This is a genomic window from Pseudoalteromonas galatheae, assembly GCF_005886105.2.
GTDB lineage: Bacteria > Pseudomonadota > Gammaproteobacteria > Enterobacterales > Alteromonadaceae > Pseudoalteromonas > Pseudoalteromonas galatheae.
Window position 1 is genome coordinate 3158363 of sequence record NZ_PNCO02000001.1, and the last position, 19037, is coordinate 3177399.

A 19037-nucleotide genomic window follows, 5' to 3' on the forward strand; every position below is an offset into this window, starting at 1 on the left:
CGCTGAAATAGGCTACTAAACGGCGTTAAGTATCCGCAGTTCAGGTTACTTACCTTTTCACTTTGTAAGACCAGAATTACTGTTCTTCACCAGCCACAATAGAGAGGATTTCATCTGCGTAGGCTCGACTAGAAAGCGCCATATCATAGAGATAATTGGTCGGTGTTGCAGGTCGAATAGCTTGCAAAATAAGCTCGGCCTCTTGCCAGTCATTACGCTCAATCTCGAACGCCAAACGTAGTGCTCCACCAAGTAAACCTTGGTAACTCAACAAAGCACTGGAAAGCGAACCATCGAGAGAAAATTCCGCTGCAATAACAGAAAGCTCCACATCAAGTATCACATCAAGGATAGACATCAAGCCAAGCAAATAGCCAGTTTCTGCCATTTCCTCGCCCCCTGGCATCAAGAATGTTTCCACAAACTTAGCACGGGTTAATCCCATTCTTGTCAGCTCACTGGGTTTGTCAGAACCCAATTCGCTCAGCGCGAGTACTTTAACAAACTGCCTAATTGCGTCTTCACCTAAATACACAACTGCCTGGGAAATAGATTTAATTTCTAACTTGTCTTCACCAGCTTTAGCGTTCGCAAGCTTTAATAATCGTGCTGTTAAACTTAGATCTTTACTTACTCTTGTTTGTATTTCTTTAAAACATAAAGACTTTCTGGCTGTGGCTTGTAGCAGCTGAAATACCACCATTTTCGACGGTTCCACATTGCCATGATTTAGCATTTCAGGTTTGGCGAAAAAGAAGCCTTGGAAAAAGTCTGCTCCAGAGGATTTGATGATCTCGAACTCTTCTTTCGTTTCGATACGTTCAACAATAACCTTAATATCTGGATACTGACGCTTGAGCTTTTTTACCGTCATATTGGTTTTTATAATTGGCTGCTCAACTTCAATTTTGACGAATTCCATGAGCGGCAGCAACGGATCCCACTTTGACGTACCGTCGTAGTCATCTAGCGCAAATCGGTAACCTTTTTCTGTTAACTTAGTCACCATATGCACCAAAGACGGTATGTCTTTAGAACGCTCAACAATTTCCACCACAATTTTTAGTGGTGCTAACAAGCTAGGCAGTTCTTGCAGTAGCGACTCGTCGGATAGGTTTATAAAGGCAAGCTGCCCAGCAGCCAAACGGTCTACACCAATAAACATTAGAGAATTAAAAAACATTCGCCCGGTCGCTTGCCCATCACTTACCCCAACCGGAAAAGCATTGTTGTCTGAATCTCTATAGAGCAGCTCATAGGCAAAGACTTCTTGATCTGGCCGCAAAATGGCCTGTCGCGCAATATACTGCACTGCTGATTTACGTACTTCAGTCACCGGACCACTCATTAACATTCGTATCCTTTATAAGGTAAAAGGAAACCACGTACCAAGGAGCGTATAATATGGTAACGCCCCGAGCAATAAAAAAGTTTCGCTATTTTACAACACTTATAACCAAAAGTTACTAACTTAGTAAACTAACTCCTTATAAAGAATAGGCTTTTAATTCACAGAACGCCAGTAGCTTGCCTGTCTAAGAAAAGTTAAGCTAAGATGGTTTCATGAAGCAAGTTTTAATAGTCTGGTTACTCGCCTTTGCTGGTTTTGCTAAGGCAGAAAAAGCCCCCTACTTAAAGTACAGTTTAAGTGGCTCGGGAAGCTTTTACCCTTATTTTACTCACAACGAAGATGCACCGGGGATCTTGCCTGAAATGGTGGAAGCCATTTTGGTAAAGGCAAACATCAAAGGCGAAAACTTACTTCTCCCAGCTAAGCGTACTAACTTTTATTTAGAAAAGCAGCAAATTGATTTTGATATTATCAGCCCAGATTGGTTGAACGAACAGCAAAAGCAAGATGATAGATTTATTTATTCAGACCCCATTCTACCTATTAAAGAGTATGTTGTTACTCGTCAGTCTCAACCACCGGTATTAACCCTATCAGGTATCGAAGTTGGTACAGTGAGAGGCTACTACTACCATGATGATCAAATATTCGAGCGGGTTGATTTCGCATCCGAGAAAGAACTACTGCAGGCACTAAACTTACGCCGAATTGAACATATTATCATTGGTGATTTACCCGCATTATATTGGTCAGAACAACTTGGTATTACTTTTAGCTTCAACCAGCTACATTCAGAAGGGATGTTGCAGCTACGCCTGTTAGCTAAGCACCAAGGATTACTTAAGCGGATAAATCAAGCTATCACACAACTTAAGCACTCTGGTGAAATTGAAAAAATAGAACAGCAGTATATATCACAACTACCTATACACGCTAAAGGTGGCAGATAACCTCAGCTCTAGACACAGATCAAGTTATATCCATAAATCCTTCCCGTAAATTGAGCACCAACGGACGCATTTGGTATAATACCGCTTTTACAGCTTGGGAAATCATTATGACTATCGCTGCCGCGCTTGCTGAGCGCAGTAACAATCAATGTGAGCTATGTACCTCAACAGATGGTCTCGAAGTATACGAAGTACCACCAGTCGCCGAGGCGCATTCTGACAAATGTGTTTATCTTTGTAGCCAGTGCAAACCACAGGTTGAAGGTCAACAGGATATCGAAGCCAACCATTGGCACTGTTTAAACGATAGTATGTGGAGCCAAGTTCCTGCTGTTCAGGTTGTTGCCTACCGTATGCTTAAGCGCCTTGCGCCGGATAATGGCTGGGCTCAAGATGCATTAGACATGCTATATCTTGAAGATGAGACTCGAGCATGGGCTGATCAAGTACTTGCAGAGGATGAAGACCTTGTTCATTTAGACAGTAACGGGGTGAAACTGAGTGCTGGTGACACAGTGACTTTGATTAAAGACTTGGATGTGAAAGGTAGTAGCCTAGTTGCAAAACGCGGCACTGCGGTACGTAACATTCGCCTTTCGCCTTCAAACCCAGAGCATATTGAAGGCCGTGTAGAAGGTCAAAACATCGTTATTTTAACGAAGTTTGTTAAAAAATAACTAGCGCAAGCTAACACGCCCCAAGATAAACTGCTAAGCCTCTTCAAGATCTTATCGACTAGGGCCTGTTGATCTTTGCTGTTTGATTTTTGTTCTCCTAAGTGTGCTTTGGTCGCGACGCTCGACTTGCCGCCTAGTAATCTAGGCAAAAGTTGAGCAACAATGAACAAAGCGCACTCAGGTGAACCCAAAGGGCAGCGCTTGATTAGCATTTCTACTGTGTTCTCGCCTGACTCACATAGAATAACTATGCTACGCAGGCTCTGCCTTGTACAAATACCAATCAAACTGCTGCAAAAACAAACTTGAAAGGTAAACAGGCCCTAGATAGCTTAGCAGTTTATTTTTACTATTCTTCTACTAATTGAATGCTGCGATAAAACGCACCATCATCCTCAGCCAGTAACGAAACCAGCTCTGGCAACACTTTATCCATGGTTTTCTTTAAGGTCCAAGGCGGATTGATCACTATCATTCCAGAAGCCGTCATGCCTCGCTCTTGAGTATCTGCGCGGGTAGCAAGTTCAAACACTTGAATATTACGTACTCCGGATTCAATCAGGCTCGACTCCATGGCATCAATACGTTCACGGTCAACAACGGGATACCAGATCATATAGACGCCGGAATCAAACTTTTTGTGCGCTTTTATGATGCTTTTGACCGCAACATCATAATCGGATTTGATCTCATAAGGAGGGTCCATTAGCACGCAGGCTCTACGCGAAGCTGGTGGCACCAATCCTAATAGTCCTTTAAAACCGTCACTCCCAGTGACGCGTAGTGACTTTTTATGTGCCGTATTTTGCTTTAACAGCTCTAGATCTTTTGGGTGTAGCTCAAAAAACCAGCCATTATCTTGACGGCGTAAGAAATGCTCCGCCACCTTAGGAGAACCGGGATAATGGCTTAATTTATCATCCTCGTTAAATGACTTTATTAATGCCACATAATCGCTAATTGCCGACACGGATCCTGAATAATTCCACAGCTTAGCGATGCCTTGCAGATACTCCTGAGTTTTTTGTGCATCACTGCTCGCTAGCTCAAAAAAACCAGCGCCAGAGTGCGTATCCACGTAATCATATGGCTTATCTTTTTTAGCCATGTATGACAAAGCTTCTGCCAATACTAAATGTTTGATCACATCGGCAGGGTTTCCTGCATGAAAAGAATGTCGGTAACTGAGCATAACCCCGCCTTGATAAAAATAATAACAACACAGGTGAAATAAACCTGAGCTAAATTTGAGCAATGATTCATCAATTTTTAACTTTAGACTGAATCACTTCTGAACAAAATATTCCAATATCGGCATTATCTCTTAAAAGTTGAGAAAAATCAGCAGAAAGTCGCGTAAACACTAGCATCCTTAGCCGCTTTGTTTTACATTTGCATGACAAATCACAGTCATATGAGCGCATTAATGAATAACCAAGATCTCCAAAAACTCGACCAGTTGATTGACCAACTTTTGAGCCAAAATAACCAATTAAAAACGGAAGTTTCGGCACTGAAAGAACAAAATCAAAAACTCATCGATGAAAATGAAACCCTACAGCTTGAAATGCTAGAAAGCGAAGAAAAGCAAAAAGAATTTAGTTCATCTTTGTCTGGCCTACTTGATAAGTTGCAAACACAACAGGCTAGCTAATGTCTGAGCAGAATAACCAAGTGACAGTGACGTTACTTGGCAAGTCACATCAATTTGCATGTGCGCCAGATCAAGAAGAAGCGCTGCATAGTGCCGTAGCGCTTTTAGACCGACGGGTAGAAGAAATGCGTAAACGCTCAACCGTTCGCAATGATCACAATGCATTACTACTCGCAGCCCTACACCTTTGTCATGATTTACAAGCATTGGAAGCAAAGCAACAGCAAGACGCAGAGTTCGTTTCCACGCTCATCGACAAGTTAGTGCTGCCAGCAGGCGAATAATGCCTAAATACTGGAGCAAAACTATCTTACGTAGCACCTCTCTAATTTGGGCTATTATTTTAATGGCGGTGAGTTTTCAAAGTATCGCCGCCAGCTTAAACCAGTTCCACAAAGTCAATGATGCGGTTTATTTTATCCAAGGAAAAAATCGTGCTTTGCAGCCTAACCAAGCTCTTATTATTGGCAAGCAGTGTGCGCTACTGGCATCCATACATGGCGACCTTGTCACCTCTGAAGCCTTAATTATTGAACTAAAAAAGCGTCTAACTGTTCCTCTTTGTTACGTAGTGTCTTTGCATTCAGATATCAAACAAGACACCAGCGTTGTGTTACTCAAACATGCTTATCCCAATATGCAATGGCTAAGCCCAACGGCAATATCAGCTACCGAATTGAAGGCAACCTTTCACTCACAACTTGAGCTTTTTGGCCAAAGCGTAGCGTTAAGTGACAAGCGAATCACATCTCTTAAGGCAAGTGAACAACCAAAGTGGCAAGCTAAGCTTACATTGGCAAAAAGCAGGATTGCAACATGGTCCAAGCTCGCCTCACAAGCCCCATCAAGTAAAGCCATAGGTAACGCTCCTAAAGCTGTGGAACTAGGAGGTTTGGTGGTTGAGCTTACTCAAGTCACGGGATTTAGCGGTCATGACATCAGTGTTTATCTGCCAAAATACCGAGGGTTGATAGCAGGTTATAGCGTGGATCAGATTCCCCTTGCGCATTTACCGCATACTACACAGTGGCAGCAAGCGATTACGCACTTTAATCGCTATGCACTTGATTGGATATTACCCGCAACAGGAAAACCCTATCGATCAGAAATGCTGCTCACTCCAGCACAATTTTTGGCTTTATTAGAGTTACAAGACACTCAGCAAGTGGTTGAAAAAATAAGTATTCTATATCCAGATAAACACATGCAGCAACGCGCGTTATTACAGTGGCAACACTTTCAGCAGCAAAGAAATTTTGAATAAAACTTAACCTCTCGGTATAGTTAAGGGATGAACAGAGTATTAATACAACTGAGTGGGTTAATATTATTAGCTATGCTCGCTGGATGTAAAAGCAGCAGCAGTCCACAGGTGAGCAGGCAAGCCATTTTGTCGGCTCTCACTCAAGTGCCCGCAGAAAAACCAGTCTCGCCTCCTGCTTTAGTCAAGGCAAAGCCACCTAAAGTCACTACCGTTAAAGCCCCTCTCAGAGACGATGATTTATGGCAACACATACGCCAAAAGCTCAGTTTTAATACTACATCCCACCCAAGGCTAAATAAGCGCATAAAATGGTATTTATCACAGCCTAATTACCTCAATGTGGTAAATAGGCGTGCCGCCCCTTATTTTTATCACGTAGTAAAAAAGGTCGAGCGAAAAGGCCTTCCAATTGAAATCGCATTGCTCCCATTTGTCGAAAGCGACTTTAGGCCAAAAGCCAAATCGCAACAAAATGCGGTGGGAGTTTGGCAGCTTGTGGATGCCACTGCCTACCATTTCGGCATAAAGAAAGACGAATGGTATGACGGTCGACAGGATGTGTTAGCATCGACCGACGCTGCGCTTGATTATTTACTGTATTTGCATGAACGCTTTGATGGCGACTGGTTACATGCGCTTGCGGCCTACAATAGCGGTGAAGGGCGCGTCAAAAAAGCCATCGCAAAAAATAGAAAAGCAGGAAAGTCGACCCACTTTTGGCATTTAACATTACCAAAAGAAACCGCTGACTACGTACCTAAACTCTTAGCGCTCAGCCACTTACTAAAAACCTCACCCAGGGGTTTTAAAATACCAAGTTTGCCCAACAAGGCCACTACGTCGATACTTGATATTGGGCAGCAATTTGACGTCAACCAACTGGCTAAACTCAGTGGTATCAAAAAGCGTCAATTATACGCACTCAATCAAGGGATCTTAAAACATAGAAGCTCTCCAAACGGGCCGCACAAAGTGTTATTACCATTATCTGAGCAAGCATTATTGAAAAGTGCATTTTTCAGGGAGAACTTCAGCCAAGGCTACACCGTAAAAGCTAACGACACACTCTACCGCATCGCATTAAATGCGGGGATGAGCGTAAATGCACTAAAAGCACTAAACAATAAGACTTCCGATTTAATCCGAGTCGGTGAAAAGCTATTAGTATCAGAGAGTAATGAGCAATTAGATTTACTCGTCGACTACGACGTAAGCCCTTATATTCAAGAAATAAAAGCTAAACCCATACCTCAAGTGGAACATCACCACACCATAAAACAAGGTGAGTCATTGTGGACTATCAGCCGTCACTACAAGGTCGCGGTAAAAGACTTATTAAATTGGAATTCACTCACTGCACAAACCCTATTAAAACCAGGCAAGGTACTAATGGTGTTTTTACCGGCACCCGCTGCGCCAAAAAGCAATAAGACTCATCCAGCTAGTTCATCCATCTCTAGCGTTGAAGCTATCCAATCCATACTGCGCTATGGCAAGCCAAAACAAAGTGAAAGCCCAAATTAATTGGATAGGCTTGCGTCCAAGAAGCGCACTCACGTAAACTACACGCTTTACAGGTGGATGCTAAATGGCATCACCGAATACTATTTATTTAAGGTTTACTTATGCAAATTGCAAAGAATACAGTGGTAGAGTTTCACTACACACTTCACGAAGGTGACAGCCAAATTGAGTCAAGCAAAGAAGGCGAGCCACTAAACTACCTGCACGGCACTGAAGGCATGCTACCGGGTCTTGAAAGTGAACTTGAAGGTAAAACCGGTGGCGATAGCTTTACGGTAACTCTAACACCAGAGCAAGCCTATGGTGAATATCAAGAAGGTTTAGTACAGCGTATTCCTATTAAGCACCTTCAAGGTCTTGGTGACAGCAAAGTTTGGAAGCCAGGCATGACTGCTATTGTCGATTCAAACCAAGGTCGTCATCAAGTAAAGGTAGTAAAAGTAGGACGCTTCAATGCCGATTGTGACTTAAACCACCCATTTGCAGGCAAAACATTAACCTTTAATGTTGAGATCCTTTCTGTACGCGAAGCAACTGCAGAAGAAATTTCACATGGTCACGTGCATGCTGCTGGCGGCTGCGGACACTAATGATGAATAAAGTTGCCATCGTTACCGGCGGCAGCTTTGGCATTGGCGCCGCCATTGTCAACAAGCTGCTATCGCAACAGTACACTGTTTATAACCTCGATATTCAGCCCAGTGAACAAGGCATTTTTCGTCATTGTGACGTCAGCAAAGTCGCCGATGTAAAAGCAACAATTGCAGATATTGTCTCAGAGGCAGGGCAAATAGATGCGCTTGTTTCAAACGCGGGGAAACATCTGAGTGCAACAATCGAAGATACCGACGAAGCCACACTCGACGCCCTTTTTGCATTGAATGTCAAAGGTGCTTACGCTGCCATTCAAGCCGTATTACCAAGCATGAAATCACAAGGTAGCGGTAGCATTGTATTGATGTCTTCGGATCAGGCAGTTATTGGTAAACCTAACTCCTTCGCTTATAACCTGTCTAAATGTGCGCTTGCTTCGATGGCGAAAACCACAGCATTGGATTACGCCAAATTTAACATTCGCGCGAATGCAGTATGTCCTGGCACAATTGAAACTCCGTTATTCCATCATGCCATTGACAATTATTGCGCGCGCAGCGGGGCTGATAAAGCAGAAATCGTTGCAGAAGAAGCTCAGTTGCAGCCATTGGGTAGATTAGGGCAACCGCAAGAGGTTGCAGCGTTGGTCGCTTTCTTACTGAGTGAGGATGCGAGTTTTATTACAGGTAGCCTACAGAGTATTGATGGTGGTTATACCGCAAAATAAAAAGGAAATACTTGATGAGCCTGAGAATTATTGATAGCCACCTACACTTTTTCGATTTAACGTTAGGACAATATTCTTGGCTCAAGCACAACCCGCCCGCTTGGCCTAACCTAGAAAAAATAAGACAGAACCATACCCTCACTAGTCTGCCCCAACATTCACAGTTTACACTCGAAGCCTTAGTCCATATGGAAGCTGGCTTTGATAATCAACACCCCATCAACGAGTTACACTGGTTAAATCAAGAATTAGGAAGCTTTCCTTTTAAAGCCGTGGGTTACGCACCAATTAACGCTACGCCTGGGCAATTTAGCGCTGCCATAACGGGTTTAACACACCCTCATCTCGTGGCGATAAGAGACATCACCGAGGGCAGTGACAGCCAACGTTTATCCGCACCTTTCGTGCACGAAAATCTCACCTATCTTGCCGAGCATGGACTACATTTTGAGGCGCAATTAGAATTTAAGCAAAGCGAAAAAGTCGACCTTTTATTACGACTTGCCGAGCAAGAAGCTGACCTTAAAATCGTATTTAACCATGCGGGGTTTATTGACGCCACCAGCCCTTGTACAGATATATTAAGGCGCATTGGAGCGCTTAACAACGTCATGATCAAGTGCTCTGGCCTCGAAATGTTAGCAAGCCCACTAACGCTCTCTGAGTGGCTTACTCACTTAATAACACATGCTGGAGAAGAGAGCCTAATGCTGGGTTCAAATTATCCAGTTTCTCTTATGCAAAAAAGCTATTGGCAAATATGGCAGGGTTTTTTAGACGTGATAGGTATATCGTCAACTTGGCATAAGCTCAGCCGAGACAATGCAAAAAGTTGTTATGGATTATGAGCGGATCTGGACAAGATCGTAAGCAACTAGCTCAGGTACTATGCGCTGCAGTTTTTCTTCCGTTTGATCTAAGGTGTTTAAGCACTCGCAATATTCCGCCGCTTTCTCTTCTAATTGATGGGCTTTTTTCTGCAGGGATTTATCTATCTCTTTCGAAATAATCTCCATCCGTTGTCCCATATCGTTAATACGGTCTTCGATATTCCCTTCGCGAGATTTAAACGCATCCCCTAAAGAGACTAAAATGGAGCCCAACGAACCATGAACAGCAGAGTGAATTTTTTGGCTGATCTCTTTAGTAAAAAAATCATCAATTTTAGAAAGTGACTGTGGTGCGATAAAAAAGAAATCATCTCCACGCTTAAACTTATCCATCAACGCACGTTCAACGTATTGCAACTGCGTTTTGAGCACTTCAGGTTCTTTGTCAGACATCCCCTCAACCACTTGCTCAATCGCACTCAACCCAAGGTTTACGCCATCGGTCGCCAGATTAACCAGCTCAGGAACGGTATCCCGTATTCCTATAGAATACTCGCGCACAACTTCCTCCCCTTCCTGATCTAACTCAATCCAGCGGCCTAAAATAAAAAGCTGACTATCATTGTTGATTTGAATTCGGGTTTGACCATCATCAACGATACGAATTTCGTTATCCGTAATGATGAGGCCGTGACCAAGTTCAACATCGCACTTATTTTTAGCGTGTACAGGAGACGTCAATACAGCACAAAACAAGGCTATCGCGCTGAGTAATCGATTCATATGGCCTCCTATATGCAGAATGTAAGACGGGAAAAAGGGATGCTTCAGGAGAGTACCAAAAGATCAAACAATCCCAAAGCCATTTTAGACAGATGAAAGTAACAAGCTATGTCTGGCTGGTAATATTAGAGATCCATACGCATGAAGATCAAAAGCAGTAGCAATACTACTAATAAGGTCTATTGGTAGTACCTCACTAACCTGACAAAAGCATCCGCAGTTTTAATGGTTGGATTATTTTTACCATCAGCAAACTGATACACCCAAGCGAACTGAGGTTGCCCTGCTTGGGTTGTTGCAGACCAGTAATTATTACTTTTGGTCGTTGGAAATATCGTTATATTTATCGCTGGAGTGACGCATTCATGGTACACAATACTAGCAAGCTCTTTAACGTTAGGCACTTGCCAGTCGGTAAACCCTGCAAACTGGTCTTCGTTGGCAACCACTAATGCCTGCCGCCAAGTCAGTTGCTGAGCGTTGTCTTCACAGCTTTGAGAAGTAGCGTTATAACTTTGCCCAAAGTTGCAGCGCTGCCACATTAATCCAGTTTGGCTATCAAGCACTGTGCCATTGCTATTTACCGTATAGCGACTGGTATTGGAGCCTGTACCGACGCAAGTTTGCGCTTGGCAGACAGCAGCGAGTGACGAGGTAAATAATGTAATTGCAATGATCTTCATACGACGCTCCCTAGGGGTTTCTTACTAACCTAACAAATGCGCTGCTAGACTTTTCTACGGCAAAATCATTGCCAGTATCCATGTCAATAACATAAGCCCTTCTAAGCGTGCCGCCAGTCCCATCTAAGCTTGACTGCAAAGTCCAGAAATAACGATGGCCAAGTGTGGCTGCACTAGGTAAATTAGGGAAAAACGCTTCATCTATCACCGCAGTGCCTGTACTGCCGTAATCTAATAGCCCAAGTAGTTCCATATAAGTTGGTAAGCGCCAATTGTTACCGCCACAGTAACTTTGCTCTCCAACTGCGGGGTTGTTCACCTCATCAATCAAAGCTTGAATACCACAGTGATTATCCTGTGGGCAGATCGTATTTGCTGCGGCCTGAACACTCCCCTCAGCAACCGTTCCATCTACCTCAACATACCAGGTATAACTATTTTGTGCATTGCGAGAAGAAGTATTTGGTAATGTACCTGCACTTGCTTCTTTCACTTCCCAAATAAGCCCTGTGACGTTATCACGAACACAAGCAAAGTCAGTGGCGTCATCAGGCAACTCATCTGCAAAGCGATTTAGTTTGGTGAAGTCAAACCCAGCTCGACCACTGCCCTCTTTCGCCACCTGAGTGGCAAAATAATCACGTCCACGCTGCGCATCTTGAGCCGTAAACTGCGTCATGCTACAGGTGATCACATCCGTATTGTTATAACACGTGGTTTGGCCACTGTCGTTTAGTTTGCCTAATGGCTTTTTCTCGATATCAATGCGTACTGTATCGGTAGCCGAGCGATTTTGTGAGTCAGTAACAGTGAGCTCAAATTCCATTTGCGATAAAATATTTTGATCGGGAGCATTAAAGGTTGTTGAACACCCAGTAGTAGAACTTAATGCTACCTGAGTACCCGATGTCACTTGTCGCCATAAACATTGTTTCTGGCCAGATACAGTATCGCTGTTTGAGCCATCGAGCGTTACCTCGTCAAACTCTTGCACTTGCTGATCACTTCCTGCATCTGCCACTACCACATTCGAATTCTCAAGTAACCCAAGGGTAAATTGGGTACTAGCTTGTCCACCTTCATCATCGGTAACCGTCAACTGCCAGATTGACGGCTGAGAGACAGCCAACAAGGGATGTATAAAAGACACAGTAGCCGTATTTAACCCTGTAGGCTGTATTGTCGCAGGGCCACTTACTTGCTGCCATTGATATGCAACCACTTGGCCATTTTCGTCAGGATCGGAAGAGCCAGCGCCACTTAGGACAATAGTATCTTTATATTTGGCTGGCAGTGTTTCCGGCGCTGTTTGGCTAATGCTTGGTTTAGGTAATTGATTGTTAGACTTTACCGCAACCGTTACTTGATCGCTAGCAAGGCTGCCATCAGGCGCTACATAATCAACCTGAATAAGTAAATTGACATCAGCTTTGATATCCGGCGCAACAAAAGCGGCTTGTTGCTCCGTGATTGGGAATTCACTGACGTTTGCACCAGAGATAACTTGCCAGTTAAAGGTACCGCCTGCAGGTGATGCTTGTGCATTCAAGGTAACTTCCGTTTTTTCGGTCACTTGGATATCAGCACCCGCATTAACTGATGCGCTGACTTGGCTCGGTTCATCACTCCCAGAGCCTCCGCCACAACCTGTTAAAATTAGCGCAAGTACAACCAAACTTCCCTTGAATGCATTCATATTATTCCTTATAAACTATAGATAACTTTCTTGATGTATCCGCACAAACAACTTAGTGCCAACTTTGCTATAATCTACCTTGTATTCTCGACCGTCTAACGCCTGAATAAACAACAACCGTTTCACTTCACCAAACACATCAATACTCGAAACGTGAACAACCTCTAAATAACGCTCTTTGGCTTCTCTGCGATTTCTAGGCAGCTCTTCCTTAAAAGGCACCAAACCGTTTGCAGTCACCTTGATTTTCGGGTGTGCTTCACCATTAACAATCACAAGATCTAACTTTTTCTCTTTGTGAATAATGGTATTACGCCCGCTTTTAATATAGGCCGTTTCTAAGCTCATATTGGTGTATCCTGTTACATCTTCAATAGGTGGTTTGTTCTTCTAGCAATGCTTTTACCACCTCTCTAGGGTTAAGTTTCCAGCGGTTTAACATGACTGAAAATTGCCAAATATCCCTGTCTAAGGCAGTGGCGGGGATCAGCAAGTCGTATCCCGTCACTGTCTTTAAATTATCCATCCGGTTTGCAAACATTGCCATTAAACCAGTATATTCTTTTCCCGCCTTGGAGCGAAAAATGGTTTCTTCTATCAACCATTCAGATGGGCAGTTGCCATTTTCGCAATGCATTTTAACAGCTTGTAAAAAAATATGCCGCTGCTCGATCAATAATTTACCTGCAAGCCGAGGTGTTAAATTTAATAAAAATGCATCAATATCATTAAGTTTAATACCAACTGCATTTAACTCAAGTGTTTCAACACCTTGTTGAACTTTTGGAATGCCACTAGAGTGGAAGTTTACAACGGATAGCGGCCAAGCTCCATACTTATGCACATACCTAAACTCTTGTTCTGTAAAGTGTAAACTAAAATATGGTTGCTGACTTTTAAGGAAACCAACAAAAATAGCTACTAACATAGCGCTGGCAAGAAATATTTCAACAATGGTGATAGCTGTACCACGCAAGTTGACAAACAGCATGATCACAACCAAACCAATTGCACCAACCAGCATAAATTCAATGCCATTTCTATCGGCAGTTGCACGTAGTTTTGCTTCAAGCATAGGTATACCAGACATAAAAGATGTACATGATGATCGTCCATGCGACTAATTTACGTATTGTGATGCATCGTTTACATGGATGATTGCTTTTCATAATATTTAATTTAGGTACAAACGCTTAAATTGAATTACATTTTCGTTTAATGCACAAATTTACAGGATATGCCGTCGACTTTGTTAGCCTTTAATTTTGTAAACTAGAGACAAATTATAATCTGGGTCACTTTTATGCGTCATCAATCAGGGAAAGCACTGTTTCCTTTTATCATTGTAGTGCTAGTCGTTATCAGCGGCTATTTATATTTACCAGCCTCGGAAGGCAAAATGAGTGGCAACTCTGCACCCGTAACCTCCGTTCAGGCTCATACCGTAACCAAAGAAGAACGTATTATTGCTGTTCACTCTATTGGTTCCGCCAGAGCAAATCAAGCAATCAACGTGAGTAGCGCCCAAAGCGACTATGTGGCGGCCCTCTTTTTCGATGATGGGGATGTAGTAAAAAAAGGCGATAAGCTAGTGCAGTTGCGTGATGCCGAAGAGAAGCTCGATATCGAAGCGCTGAAAGTGACGCTAAAAGAAGAAATCAGACAACTAAACCGCCTTAAAGACCTTGCAAAAACTCAATCGGCGGCTCGCTCTCAACTAGAAGCGCAATCAGCAAAGGTAGACACCTTAACGGCACGATTAGAAGCCACCAAAACAAAACTCGCTGAGATGACCATCTATGCGCCATTCGATGGATTATTGGGTACTCGAAACGTTTCCATTGGTAGCTTCGTAAACAACAATACTGTGATCACCACACTCGATGACATTAGCATCATCAAAGTGGATTTTCAGGTACCAGAAAAATACCTAGCGCAACTACAACTTGGTATGCAAGTAAACGCTCAAAGTGAAGCTTACCCAGATCAACTATTTACCGGTAAGGTCTCTCATATTGACCCGAGAATTAATGAACAAACGCGTTCGGTACGAGTAACAGCAAGTTTCACCAATCTAGACCATAAACTCCGCCCAGGTATGCTGTTACACATGGGACTTGAATTGGCTCGATTACAAGCCCTTGTGGTGCCAGAAAAAAGCATTATTCCAAGACAAGATAAGCATTTTGTATTTGTAATTGATGACCAAGGTAAAGCACAACAACGTGAAGTCCACCTGCAAACTCGCTTTAGCGGCTGGGTAGCTATCGACGAAGGGCTTACAGAGGGACAACAAGTGATCACGGAAGGCACCCTGAAGATCCGCTCAGGCTCAAAAGTTGAAGTAAAGGGGTAAGGCGACGTGAGAATCACTGATACGGCGGTTAAACGCCCGATCTTCGCGATCGTTATTAATTTACTGTTGCTAACATTTGGCTTAGTGGCATTTTCTATGCTACCACTACGCGAATACCCAGATATTGAAACCCCAATAGTCAGTGTAAGCACTAACTATACGGGCGCTTCAGCTGAGGTTGTAGAAACGAAGATCACCCAAATACTGGAAAACCGAATTTCGGGGATCGAAGGTATTAAAAGTATAAACTCCAGTAGCCGTAATGGCAGCTCAAATATCACTATCGAATTTAATATAGATCGCGATATCGACGCGGCTGCAAATGATGTTCGTGAGCGCGTTTCGCGCGCGCTGGATAGATTGCCAGAACAAGTCAGGCCACCAGAGGTATCTAAGTCAAACAGCGACGAAAGCCCTATTGCTTGGTTTGTACTTAACAGTGAAACCATGGATACTTTGCAGCTTTCAGACTACGCCCAGCGCTTTATCGTTGACCGTCTGGCGGTTGTGGATGGCGTATCGAATGTACGAATTGGCGGTGAGCGTCAATACGCCATGAAGATTTGGCTAGACCGAAAAGCGATGGCCGCCCGTGGGATCACCAGTAGTGATATTGAGCAAGTGCTACGTAGAGAGAACGTAGAATTACCGGCTGGTGAAATTGAATCTATTGACCGTGACTTTTCTGTTCGTATTGCCAGAAGCTATAAAACTCAAGAAGACTTTGACAACCTAGTGATTAAGCGTGGCGAACAAGGCTATTTGGTGCGACTTGGTGAAGTTGCGCAGGTAATACTTGAAGCCGCTGATGACGAAAGTACCTTCCGTGGTAATGGTAAAAATATGATTGGCCTTGGCGTTGTAAAGCAAGCTAAAGCCAATACGCTAGAAGTGGTCGACAACGCCCGTAAAGAGCTTGAAAAAATCAAACGCAACCTACCCCAAGGTACCACTATACAAGACAGCTACGATTCTTCTATTTTTATCCGTGAGTCCATTGCTGAAGTATATAGCACACTTGCGATTGCCATGGCTTTGGTAGTACTCGTTATCTACATCTTCCTTGGCAATATCCGCGCTACGCTTATCCCCGCAGTTACGGTGCCGGTAGCCTTAATTGCAACCTTTATGTTCTTGCTGGCCATGGGGTATTCCATCAACTTGCTGACGCTGCTTGCACTTGTGCTTGCCATCGGCCTTGTAGTCGATGACGCCATTGTGATGCTAGAAAATATCTACCGCCGCATCGAGCTTGGTGAACCCAAGTTACTGGCGGCATACCGTGGCGCGCGTGAAGTAGGCTTTGCCATCATTGCGACAACGCTGGTTTTGGTTGCCGTGTTTATTCCCTTAGTCTTTATGGATGGTCGTATTGGTGCCCTATTTACCGAGTTTGCCTTTGCAGTAAGTGCTGCAGTGCTGTTTTCCAGTATTACCGCGTTGACTTTGTCTCCAGCCCTTTGCTCCAAAGTATTGAAACCTAGCAATAAAGAAAACCGCTTTAGTCAGTGGATGGATCGCCAATTTGGACGACTAGAGCAAGGTTATCGTCGTGTTTTACAAGACAACTTATCGCGTAAATACAGCCTGATTGTGATGTTGGCACTGGCGGGCTTTACCAGCTATAGCCTATTTAAACAGATCCCATCTGAACTGACACCAAAAGAAGACCGTGGTACTTTCTTCGTCATGATGAATGGTCCAGAAGGGGCAAGCTACGAAAACAACTCGCAAAATATGGCAAAAATTGAAGAGCGACTGCTTCCTTATGTAGACTCAGAGGAACTTAGCCGCGTGCTTATTCGTGTGCCAGGCTGGGGTGGTCAAGGTGGTGTTGCTATTATCGGCATGCCAGACTGGGATGAGCGTAAACGCTCTACTTGGGAAGTCATGGATGAGATAAGCGGCAAAATGCAAGATGTTACAGATATTCGCGCCTTTGCGATTATGCGCCGTGGTATTGGTGGTGGCGGTAACTCGCGCCCTATTGAGTTTGTCCTACAAGGCAACGACTACGATGAGCTGGCTGCATGGCGCGATCGCATTCTAGAACGTGCACGTGAAAATAAAGGACTGGTACGTCTTGATCACGATTACAAAGAAACCTTCCCACAGTTTTTGATAAGCATTGATAAAACCAAAGCCGCAGACTTAGGCGTGTCGGTAAGTGCCATCGGGCAAACGCTAGAAACCATGCTGGGACAACGTCGTGTTACCACCTTTATTGACCGCGGTGAAGAATACGATGTGATCTTAAAAGGCACCAAAGCCGACTTCTCTGCCCCAGATAATATTTCTGATATTTATGTGAAATCTCGTAGCGATGAGCTCGTGCCATTAGACAGTTTGATCACCATAAAAGAAGAAGCCACAGCTTCTCGATTAAACCGCTACAACCGTATGCGCGCGATAACTATCACGGCAAACCTCGCTGGCGACTATACACTGGAGCAAGCGCTCGACTTTTTAAATAAAGTTGCCGCCGAAGAGAATGATATCGACGGCGCCATCGACTATAAAGGCGAGTCACAGCTGTTTTATGAAGGCGCGTCAGCGATGACCTATGTGTTTATTCTGGCGCTCACCGTTACTTTCTTAGTACTAGCCGCACAATTTGAAAGCTTTGTTCATCCACTGGTTATCATGCTCACCGTACCGCTGGGTTTAGTTGGTGCGATGTATGGATTGTTTATTACCGACAGTACACTAAATATTTATAGCCAGATTGGTATTGTTATGTTAATTGGCCTTAGTGCCAAAAACGGTATCTTAATCGTGGAATTTGCTAACCAATTACGTGACAAAGGCATCGCCTTCGAACAAGCCATTGTTGATGCTGCAGCGCAGCGATTAAGACCTATTATTATGACCTCGCTAACGACCGTGATGAGCTCGATCCCACTTGTGTTTGCAACAGGTCCTGGGTTCGAAAGCCGCATGGTGATCGGTGTTGTGATTTTTGCCGGTGTCAGTGTTGCCACCATTTTAACCTTGTTTGTTATCCCAACCGCCTATACTTTATTAGCTAAGAAGACGCAATCTCCAGAAGAGACGACAAAACGTCTTGAGGAGCAGTCGAAACAACATCCTGAGCAGGAGGTATAATGGCAAATTTACAAACCGCAACTTTTGGTGGTGGCTGTTTTTGGTGTATTGATGCGGCATTTCGCCGCGTCAATGGTGTTGAGTCAGTGCAGTCAGGTTACGCAGGTGGCCACACAGATAATCCCACCTATCAAATGATATGTCGGGGAGACAGTGGCCATGCTGAGGTAGTCCAACTGCAATTTGATGCCGATATTGTCAGCTTTGATACTTTGCTTAATATGTTTTTTACCCTGCATGATCCAACGCAGTTGAATCGCCAAGGCAACGACATTGGTACTCAGTACCGCAGTGTGGTGTTTTATCATGACCAGCAGCAACAGCAACAAACTCAAGATTGTATTGCGCAGCTTCAAAGCCAGCTGAGTGAAAAAATAGTGACTGAGGTTAGCCCGGCGCCTGAATTTTATCCTGCCGAGCACTATCACCAAGATTATTACACTGAAAACCCAAATCAAGGCTATTGTAGTGTGATGATCGCCCCTAAAATTGCAAAGTTTGAAAGCCATTTTGCGGCAAATTTAAAGCACTAAACTTGTGTGCCGAACGCAATAGATTGCGTTCGGCTTATGACTTACGGCAACATAGGTATAGCAAAATTACTAGGTCTTAAGGTATCTATTAAATCGAAGATCCACGGCAACTCACTTTTGTCGTCACCACAGGCTTAAAGCTAGAAATTAAAGGATCTAACTCAAGCTGCTGGATACGCACATCATACTTACCTTTAATGGTGATATTTTCGTTGTTAATATAACTCGAGGTCGGTTTAAGGCAGTAATAATACAAATCAAATCTATTATCAACCGCACATAAGGCAGAACGCCAGTTAAAAATGTAATG

The 19037-nt window shown here is 43.7% G+C and carries 20 protein-coding genes; 12 read left to right on the plus strand and 8 right to left on the minus strand.

The window, feature by feature from the left end; translation table 11 throughout:
* Positions 1 to 76: 76 nt before the first annotated feature.
* On the minus strand, positions 77 to 1354 hold the full coding sequence (locus CWC29_RS14030) for an EAL and HDOD domain-containing protein (protein WP_128727674.1): 1278 nt from the start codon (positions 1352 to 1354) through the stop codon (positions 77 to 79).
* A gap of 209 nt (positions 1355 to 1563) precedes the next feature.
* On the opposite strand from CWC29_RS14030, the gene CWC29_RS14035 reads away from it, so the two are divergent.
* Positions 1564 to 2301, plus strand: coding sequence for a substrate-binding periplasmic protein (locus CWC29_RS14035; protein ID WP_128727673.1), 738 nt, complete (start codon positions 1564 to 1566; stop codon positions 2299 to 2301).
* A gap of 107 nt (positions 2302 to 2408) precedes the next feature.
* Positions 2409 to 2978, plus strand: coding sequence for a PhnA domain-containing protein (locus CWC29_RS14040; protein ID WP_128727672.1), 570 nt, complete (start codon positions 2409 to 2411; stop codon positions 2976 to 2978).
* Here CWC29_RS14040 and CWC29_RS24105 read toward each other — a convergent pair.
* Positions 2939 to 3190, minus strand: a complete 252-nt coding sequence (locus CWC29_RS24105) for a hypothetical protein (RefSeq protein WP_138523674.1) — start codon at positions 3188 to 3190, stop codon at positions 2939 to 2941. The genes CWC29_RS14040 and CWC29_RS24105 overlap by 40 nt on opposite strands.
* A 137-nt stretch (positions 3191 to 3327) precedes the next feature.
* The gene (locus tag CWC29_RS14045) at positions 3328 to 4170 is read right to left on the minus strand and encodes a 23S rRNA (adenine(2030)-N(6))-methyltransferase RlmJ (RefSeq protein ID WP_138523676.1); all 843 of its coding nucleotides are present in this window, start codon (positions 4168 to 4170) and stop codon (positions 3328 to 3330) included.
* 234 nt (positions 4171 to 4404) lie between these two features.
* On the opposite strand from CWC29_RS14045, the gene CWC29_RS14050 reads away from it, so the two are divergent.
* From CWC29_RS14050 to CWC29_RS14080, 7 genes are all read left to right on the plus strand, one after another.
* A complete protein-coding gene (locus tag CWC29_RS14050) occupies positions 4405 to 4632 on the plus strand; it encodes a hypothetical protein (RefSeq protein WP_045964864.1) in 228 nt (75 codons plus the stop codon).
* Entirely contained in the window at positions 4632 to 4916 is a 285-nt protein-coding gene (locus tag CWC29_RS14055) for a cell division protein ZapA (RefSeq protein WP_128727669.1), read from the plus strand. The genes CWC29_RS14050 and CWC29_RS14055 overlap by 1 nt, the downstream gene beginning before the upstream one ends.
* Positions 4916 to 5896 carry a hypothetical protein gene (locus CWC29_RS14060; protein WP_138523677.1) on the plus strand — a complete coding sequence of 327 codons (981 nt, stop codon included), beginning with the start codon at positions 4916 to 4918 and terminating at the stop codon, positions 5894 to 5896. Before CWC29_RS14055 ends, CWC29_RS14060 begins: the two co-directional genes overlap by 1 nt.
* A 27-nt stretch (positions 5897 to 5923) precedes the next feature.
* Complete coding sequence (locus tag CWC29_RS14065) at positions 5924 to 7420, plus strand: LysM peptidoglycan-binding domain-containing protein (RefSeq protein WP_235956579.1); 1497 nt, start codon at positions 5924 to 5926, stop codon at positions 7418 to 7420.
* A gap of 101 nt (positions 7421 to 7521) precedes the next feature.
* A complete protein-coding gene (locus tag CWC29_RS14070) occupies positions 7522 to 8010 on the plus strand; it encodes an FKBP-type peptidyl-prolyl cis-trans isomerase (RefSeq protein WP_138523681.1) in 489 nt (162 codons plus the stop codon).
* A gap of 2 nt (positions 8011 to 8012) precedes the next feature.
* On the plus strand, positions 8013 to 8741 hold the full coding sequence (locus tag CWC29_RS14075; RefSeq protein ID WP_138523689.1) for an SDR family NAD(P)-dependent oxidoreductase: 729 nt from the start codon (positions 8013 to 8015) through the stop codon (positions 8739 to 8741).
* A 14-nt stretch (positions 8742 to 8755) separates the two neighbouring features.
* On the plus strand, positions 8756 to 9589 hold the full coding sequence (locus tag CWC29_RS14080; RefSeq protein WP_138523683.1) for an amidohydrolase family protein: 834 nt from the start codon (positions 8756 to 8758) through the stop codon (positions 9587 to 9589).
* Here CWC29_RS14080 and CWC29_RS14085 read toward each other — a convergent pair.
* The 5 genes from CWC29_RS14085 to CWC29_RS14105 all read right to left on the minus strand — a co-directional run bounded on the left by CWC29_RS14085 (position 9584) and on the right by CWC29_RS14105 (position 13823).
* The gene (locus CWC29_RS14085; protein WP_128727664.1) at positions 9584 to 10354 is read right to left on the minus strand and encodes a YggN family protein; all 771 of its coding nucleotides are present in this window, start codon (positions 10352 to 10354) and stop codon (positions 9584 to 9586) included. The genes CWC29_RS14080 and CWC29_RS14085 overlap by 6 nt on opposite strands.
* Positions 10355 to 10533: 179 nt before the next feature.
* Positions 10534 to 11037 carry an Lcl C-terminal domain-containing protein gene (locus CWC29_RS14090; protein WP_128727663.1) on the minus strand — a complete coding sequence of 168 codons (504 nt, stop codon included), beginning with the start codon at positions 11035 to 11037 and terminating at the stop codon, positions 10534 to 10536.
* Positions 11038 to 11047: 10 nt separating this feature from the next.
* Positions 11048 to 12733, minus strand: a complete 1686-nt coding sequence (locus CWC29_RS14095; protein ID WP_128727662.1) for an Lcl C-terminal domain-containing protein — start codon at positions 12731 to 12733, stop codon at positions 11048 to 11050.
* A gap of 15 nt (positions 12734 to 12748) precedes the next feature.
* Positions 12749 to 13081, minus strand: a complete 333-nt coding sequence (locus CWC29_RS14100) for a hypothetical protein (protein WP_102057579.1) — start codon at positions 13079 to 13081, stop codon at positions 12749 to 12751.
* A 22-nt stretch (positions 13082 to 13103) separates the two neighbouring features.
* Positions 13104 to 13823, minus strand: a complete 720-nt coding sequence (locus CWC29_RS14105) for a DUF2982 domain-containing protein (protein WP_408004175.1) — start codon at positions 13821 to 13823, stop codon at positions 13104 to 13106.
* A gap of 213 nt (positions 13824 to 14036) precedes the next feature.
* Between CWC29_RS14105 and CWC29_RS14110 the strand changes: the two genes are divergently transcribed.
* Genes CWC29_RS14110 through msrA form a run of 3 tightly spaced genes read left to right on the plus strand, consistent with a single transcriptional unit; the run spans position 14037 to position 18727 of the window.
* Positions 14037 to 15089: an efflux RND transporter periplasmic adaptor subunit gene (locus CWC29_RS14110; RefSeq protein WP_128727660.1), complete on the plus strand. Its 1053-nt coding sequence runs from the start codon at positions 14037 to 14039 to the stop codon at positions 15087 to 15089.
* 6 nt (positions 15090 to 15095) lie between these two features.
* Positions 15096 to 18194, plus strand: a complete 3099-nt coding sequence (locus tag CWC29_RS14115; protein WP_128727659.1) for an efflux RND transporter permease subunit — start codon at positions 15096 to 15098, stop codon at positions 18192 to 18194.
* Complete coding sequence (gene msrA / locus CWC29_RS14120) at positions 18194 to 18727, plus strand: peptide-methionine (S)-S-oxide reductase MsrA (RefSeq protein ID WP_128727658.1); 534 nt, start codon at positions 18194 to 18196, stop codon at positions 18725 to 18727. Before CWC29_RS14115 ends, msrA begins: the two co-directional genes overlap by 1 nt.
* Positions 18728 to 19037 lie beyond the last annotated feature (310 nt).

Coding starts and splice junctions, on each gene's coding strand:
- CWC29_RS14030 (WP_128727674.1), bottom strand. CDS start 1,354: ATGTTAATGAGTGGTCCGGTGACTGAAGTACGTAAATCAGCAGTGCAG.
- CWC29_RS14035 (WP_128727673.1), top strand. CDS start 1,564: ATGAAGCAAGTTTTAATAGTCTGGTTACTCGCCTTTGCTGGTTTTGCT.
- CWC29_RS14040 (WP_128727672.1), top strand. CDS start 2,409: ATGACTATCGCTGCCGCGCTTGCTGAGCGCAGTAACAATCAATGTGAG.
- CWC29_RS24105 (WP_138523674.1), bottom strand. CDS start 3,190: ATGCTAATCAAGCGCTGCCCTTTGGGTTCACCTGAGTGCGCTTTGTTC.
- CWC29_RS14045 (WP_138523676.1), bottom strand. CDS start 4,170: ATGCTCAGTTACCGACATTCTTTTCATGCAGGAAACCCTGCCGATGTG.
- CWC29_RS14050 (WP_045964864.1), top strand. CDS start 4,405: ATGAATAACCAAGATCTCCAAAAACTCGACCAGTTGATTGACCAACTT.
- CWC29_RS14055 (WP_128727669.1), top strand. CDS start 4,632: ATGTCTGAGCAGAATAACCAAGTGACAGTGACGTTACTTGGCAAGTCA.
- CWC29_RS14060 (WP_138523677.1), top strand. CDS start 4,916: ATGCCTAAATACTGGAGCAAAACTATCTTACGTAGCACCTCTCTAATT.
- CWC29_RS14065 (WP_235956579.1), top strand. CDS start 5,924: ATGAACAGAGTATTAATACAACTGAGTGGGTTAATATTATTAGCTATG.
- CWC29_RS14070 (WP_138523681.1), top strand. CDS start 7,522: ATGCAAATTGCAAAGAATACAGTGGTAGAGTTTCACTACACACTTCAC.
- CWC29_RS14075 (WP_138523689.1), top strand. CDS start 8,013: ATGAATAAAGTTGCCATCGTTACCGGCGGCAGCTTTGGCATTGGCGCC.
- CWC29_RS14080 (WP_138523683.1), top strand. CDS start 8,756: ATGAGCCTGAGAATTATTGATAGCCACCTACACTTTTTCGATTTAACG.
- CWC29_RS14085 (WP_128727664.1), bottom strand. CDS start 10,354: ATGAATCGATTACTCAGCGCGATAGCCTTGTTTTGTGCTGTATTGACG.
- CWC29_RS14090 (WP_128727663.1), bottom strand. CDS start 11,037: ATGAAGATCATTGCAATTACATTATTTACCTCGTCACTCGCTGCTGTC.
- CWC29_RS14095 (WP_128727662.1), bottom strand. CDS start 12,733: ATGAATGCATTCAAGGGAAGTTTGGTTGTACTTGCGCTAATTTTAACA.
- CWC29_RS14100 (WP_102057579.1), bottom strand. CDS start 13,081: ATGAGCTTAGAAACGGCCTATATTAAAAGCGGGCGTAATACCATTATT.
- CWC29_RS14105 (WP_408004175.1), bottom strand. CDS start 13,823: ATGTCTGGTATACCTATGCTTGAAGCAAAACTACGTGCAACTGCCGAT.
- CWC29_RS14110 (WP_128727660.1), top strand. CDS start 14,037: ATGCGTCATCAATCAGGGAAAGCACTGTTTCCTTTTATCATTGTAGTG.
- msrA (WP_128727658.1), top strand. CDS start 18,194: ATGGCAAATTTACAAACCGCAACTTTTGGTGGTGGCTGTTTTTGGTGT.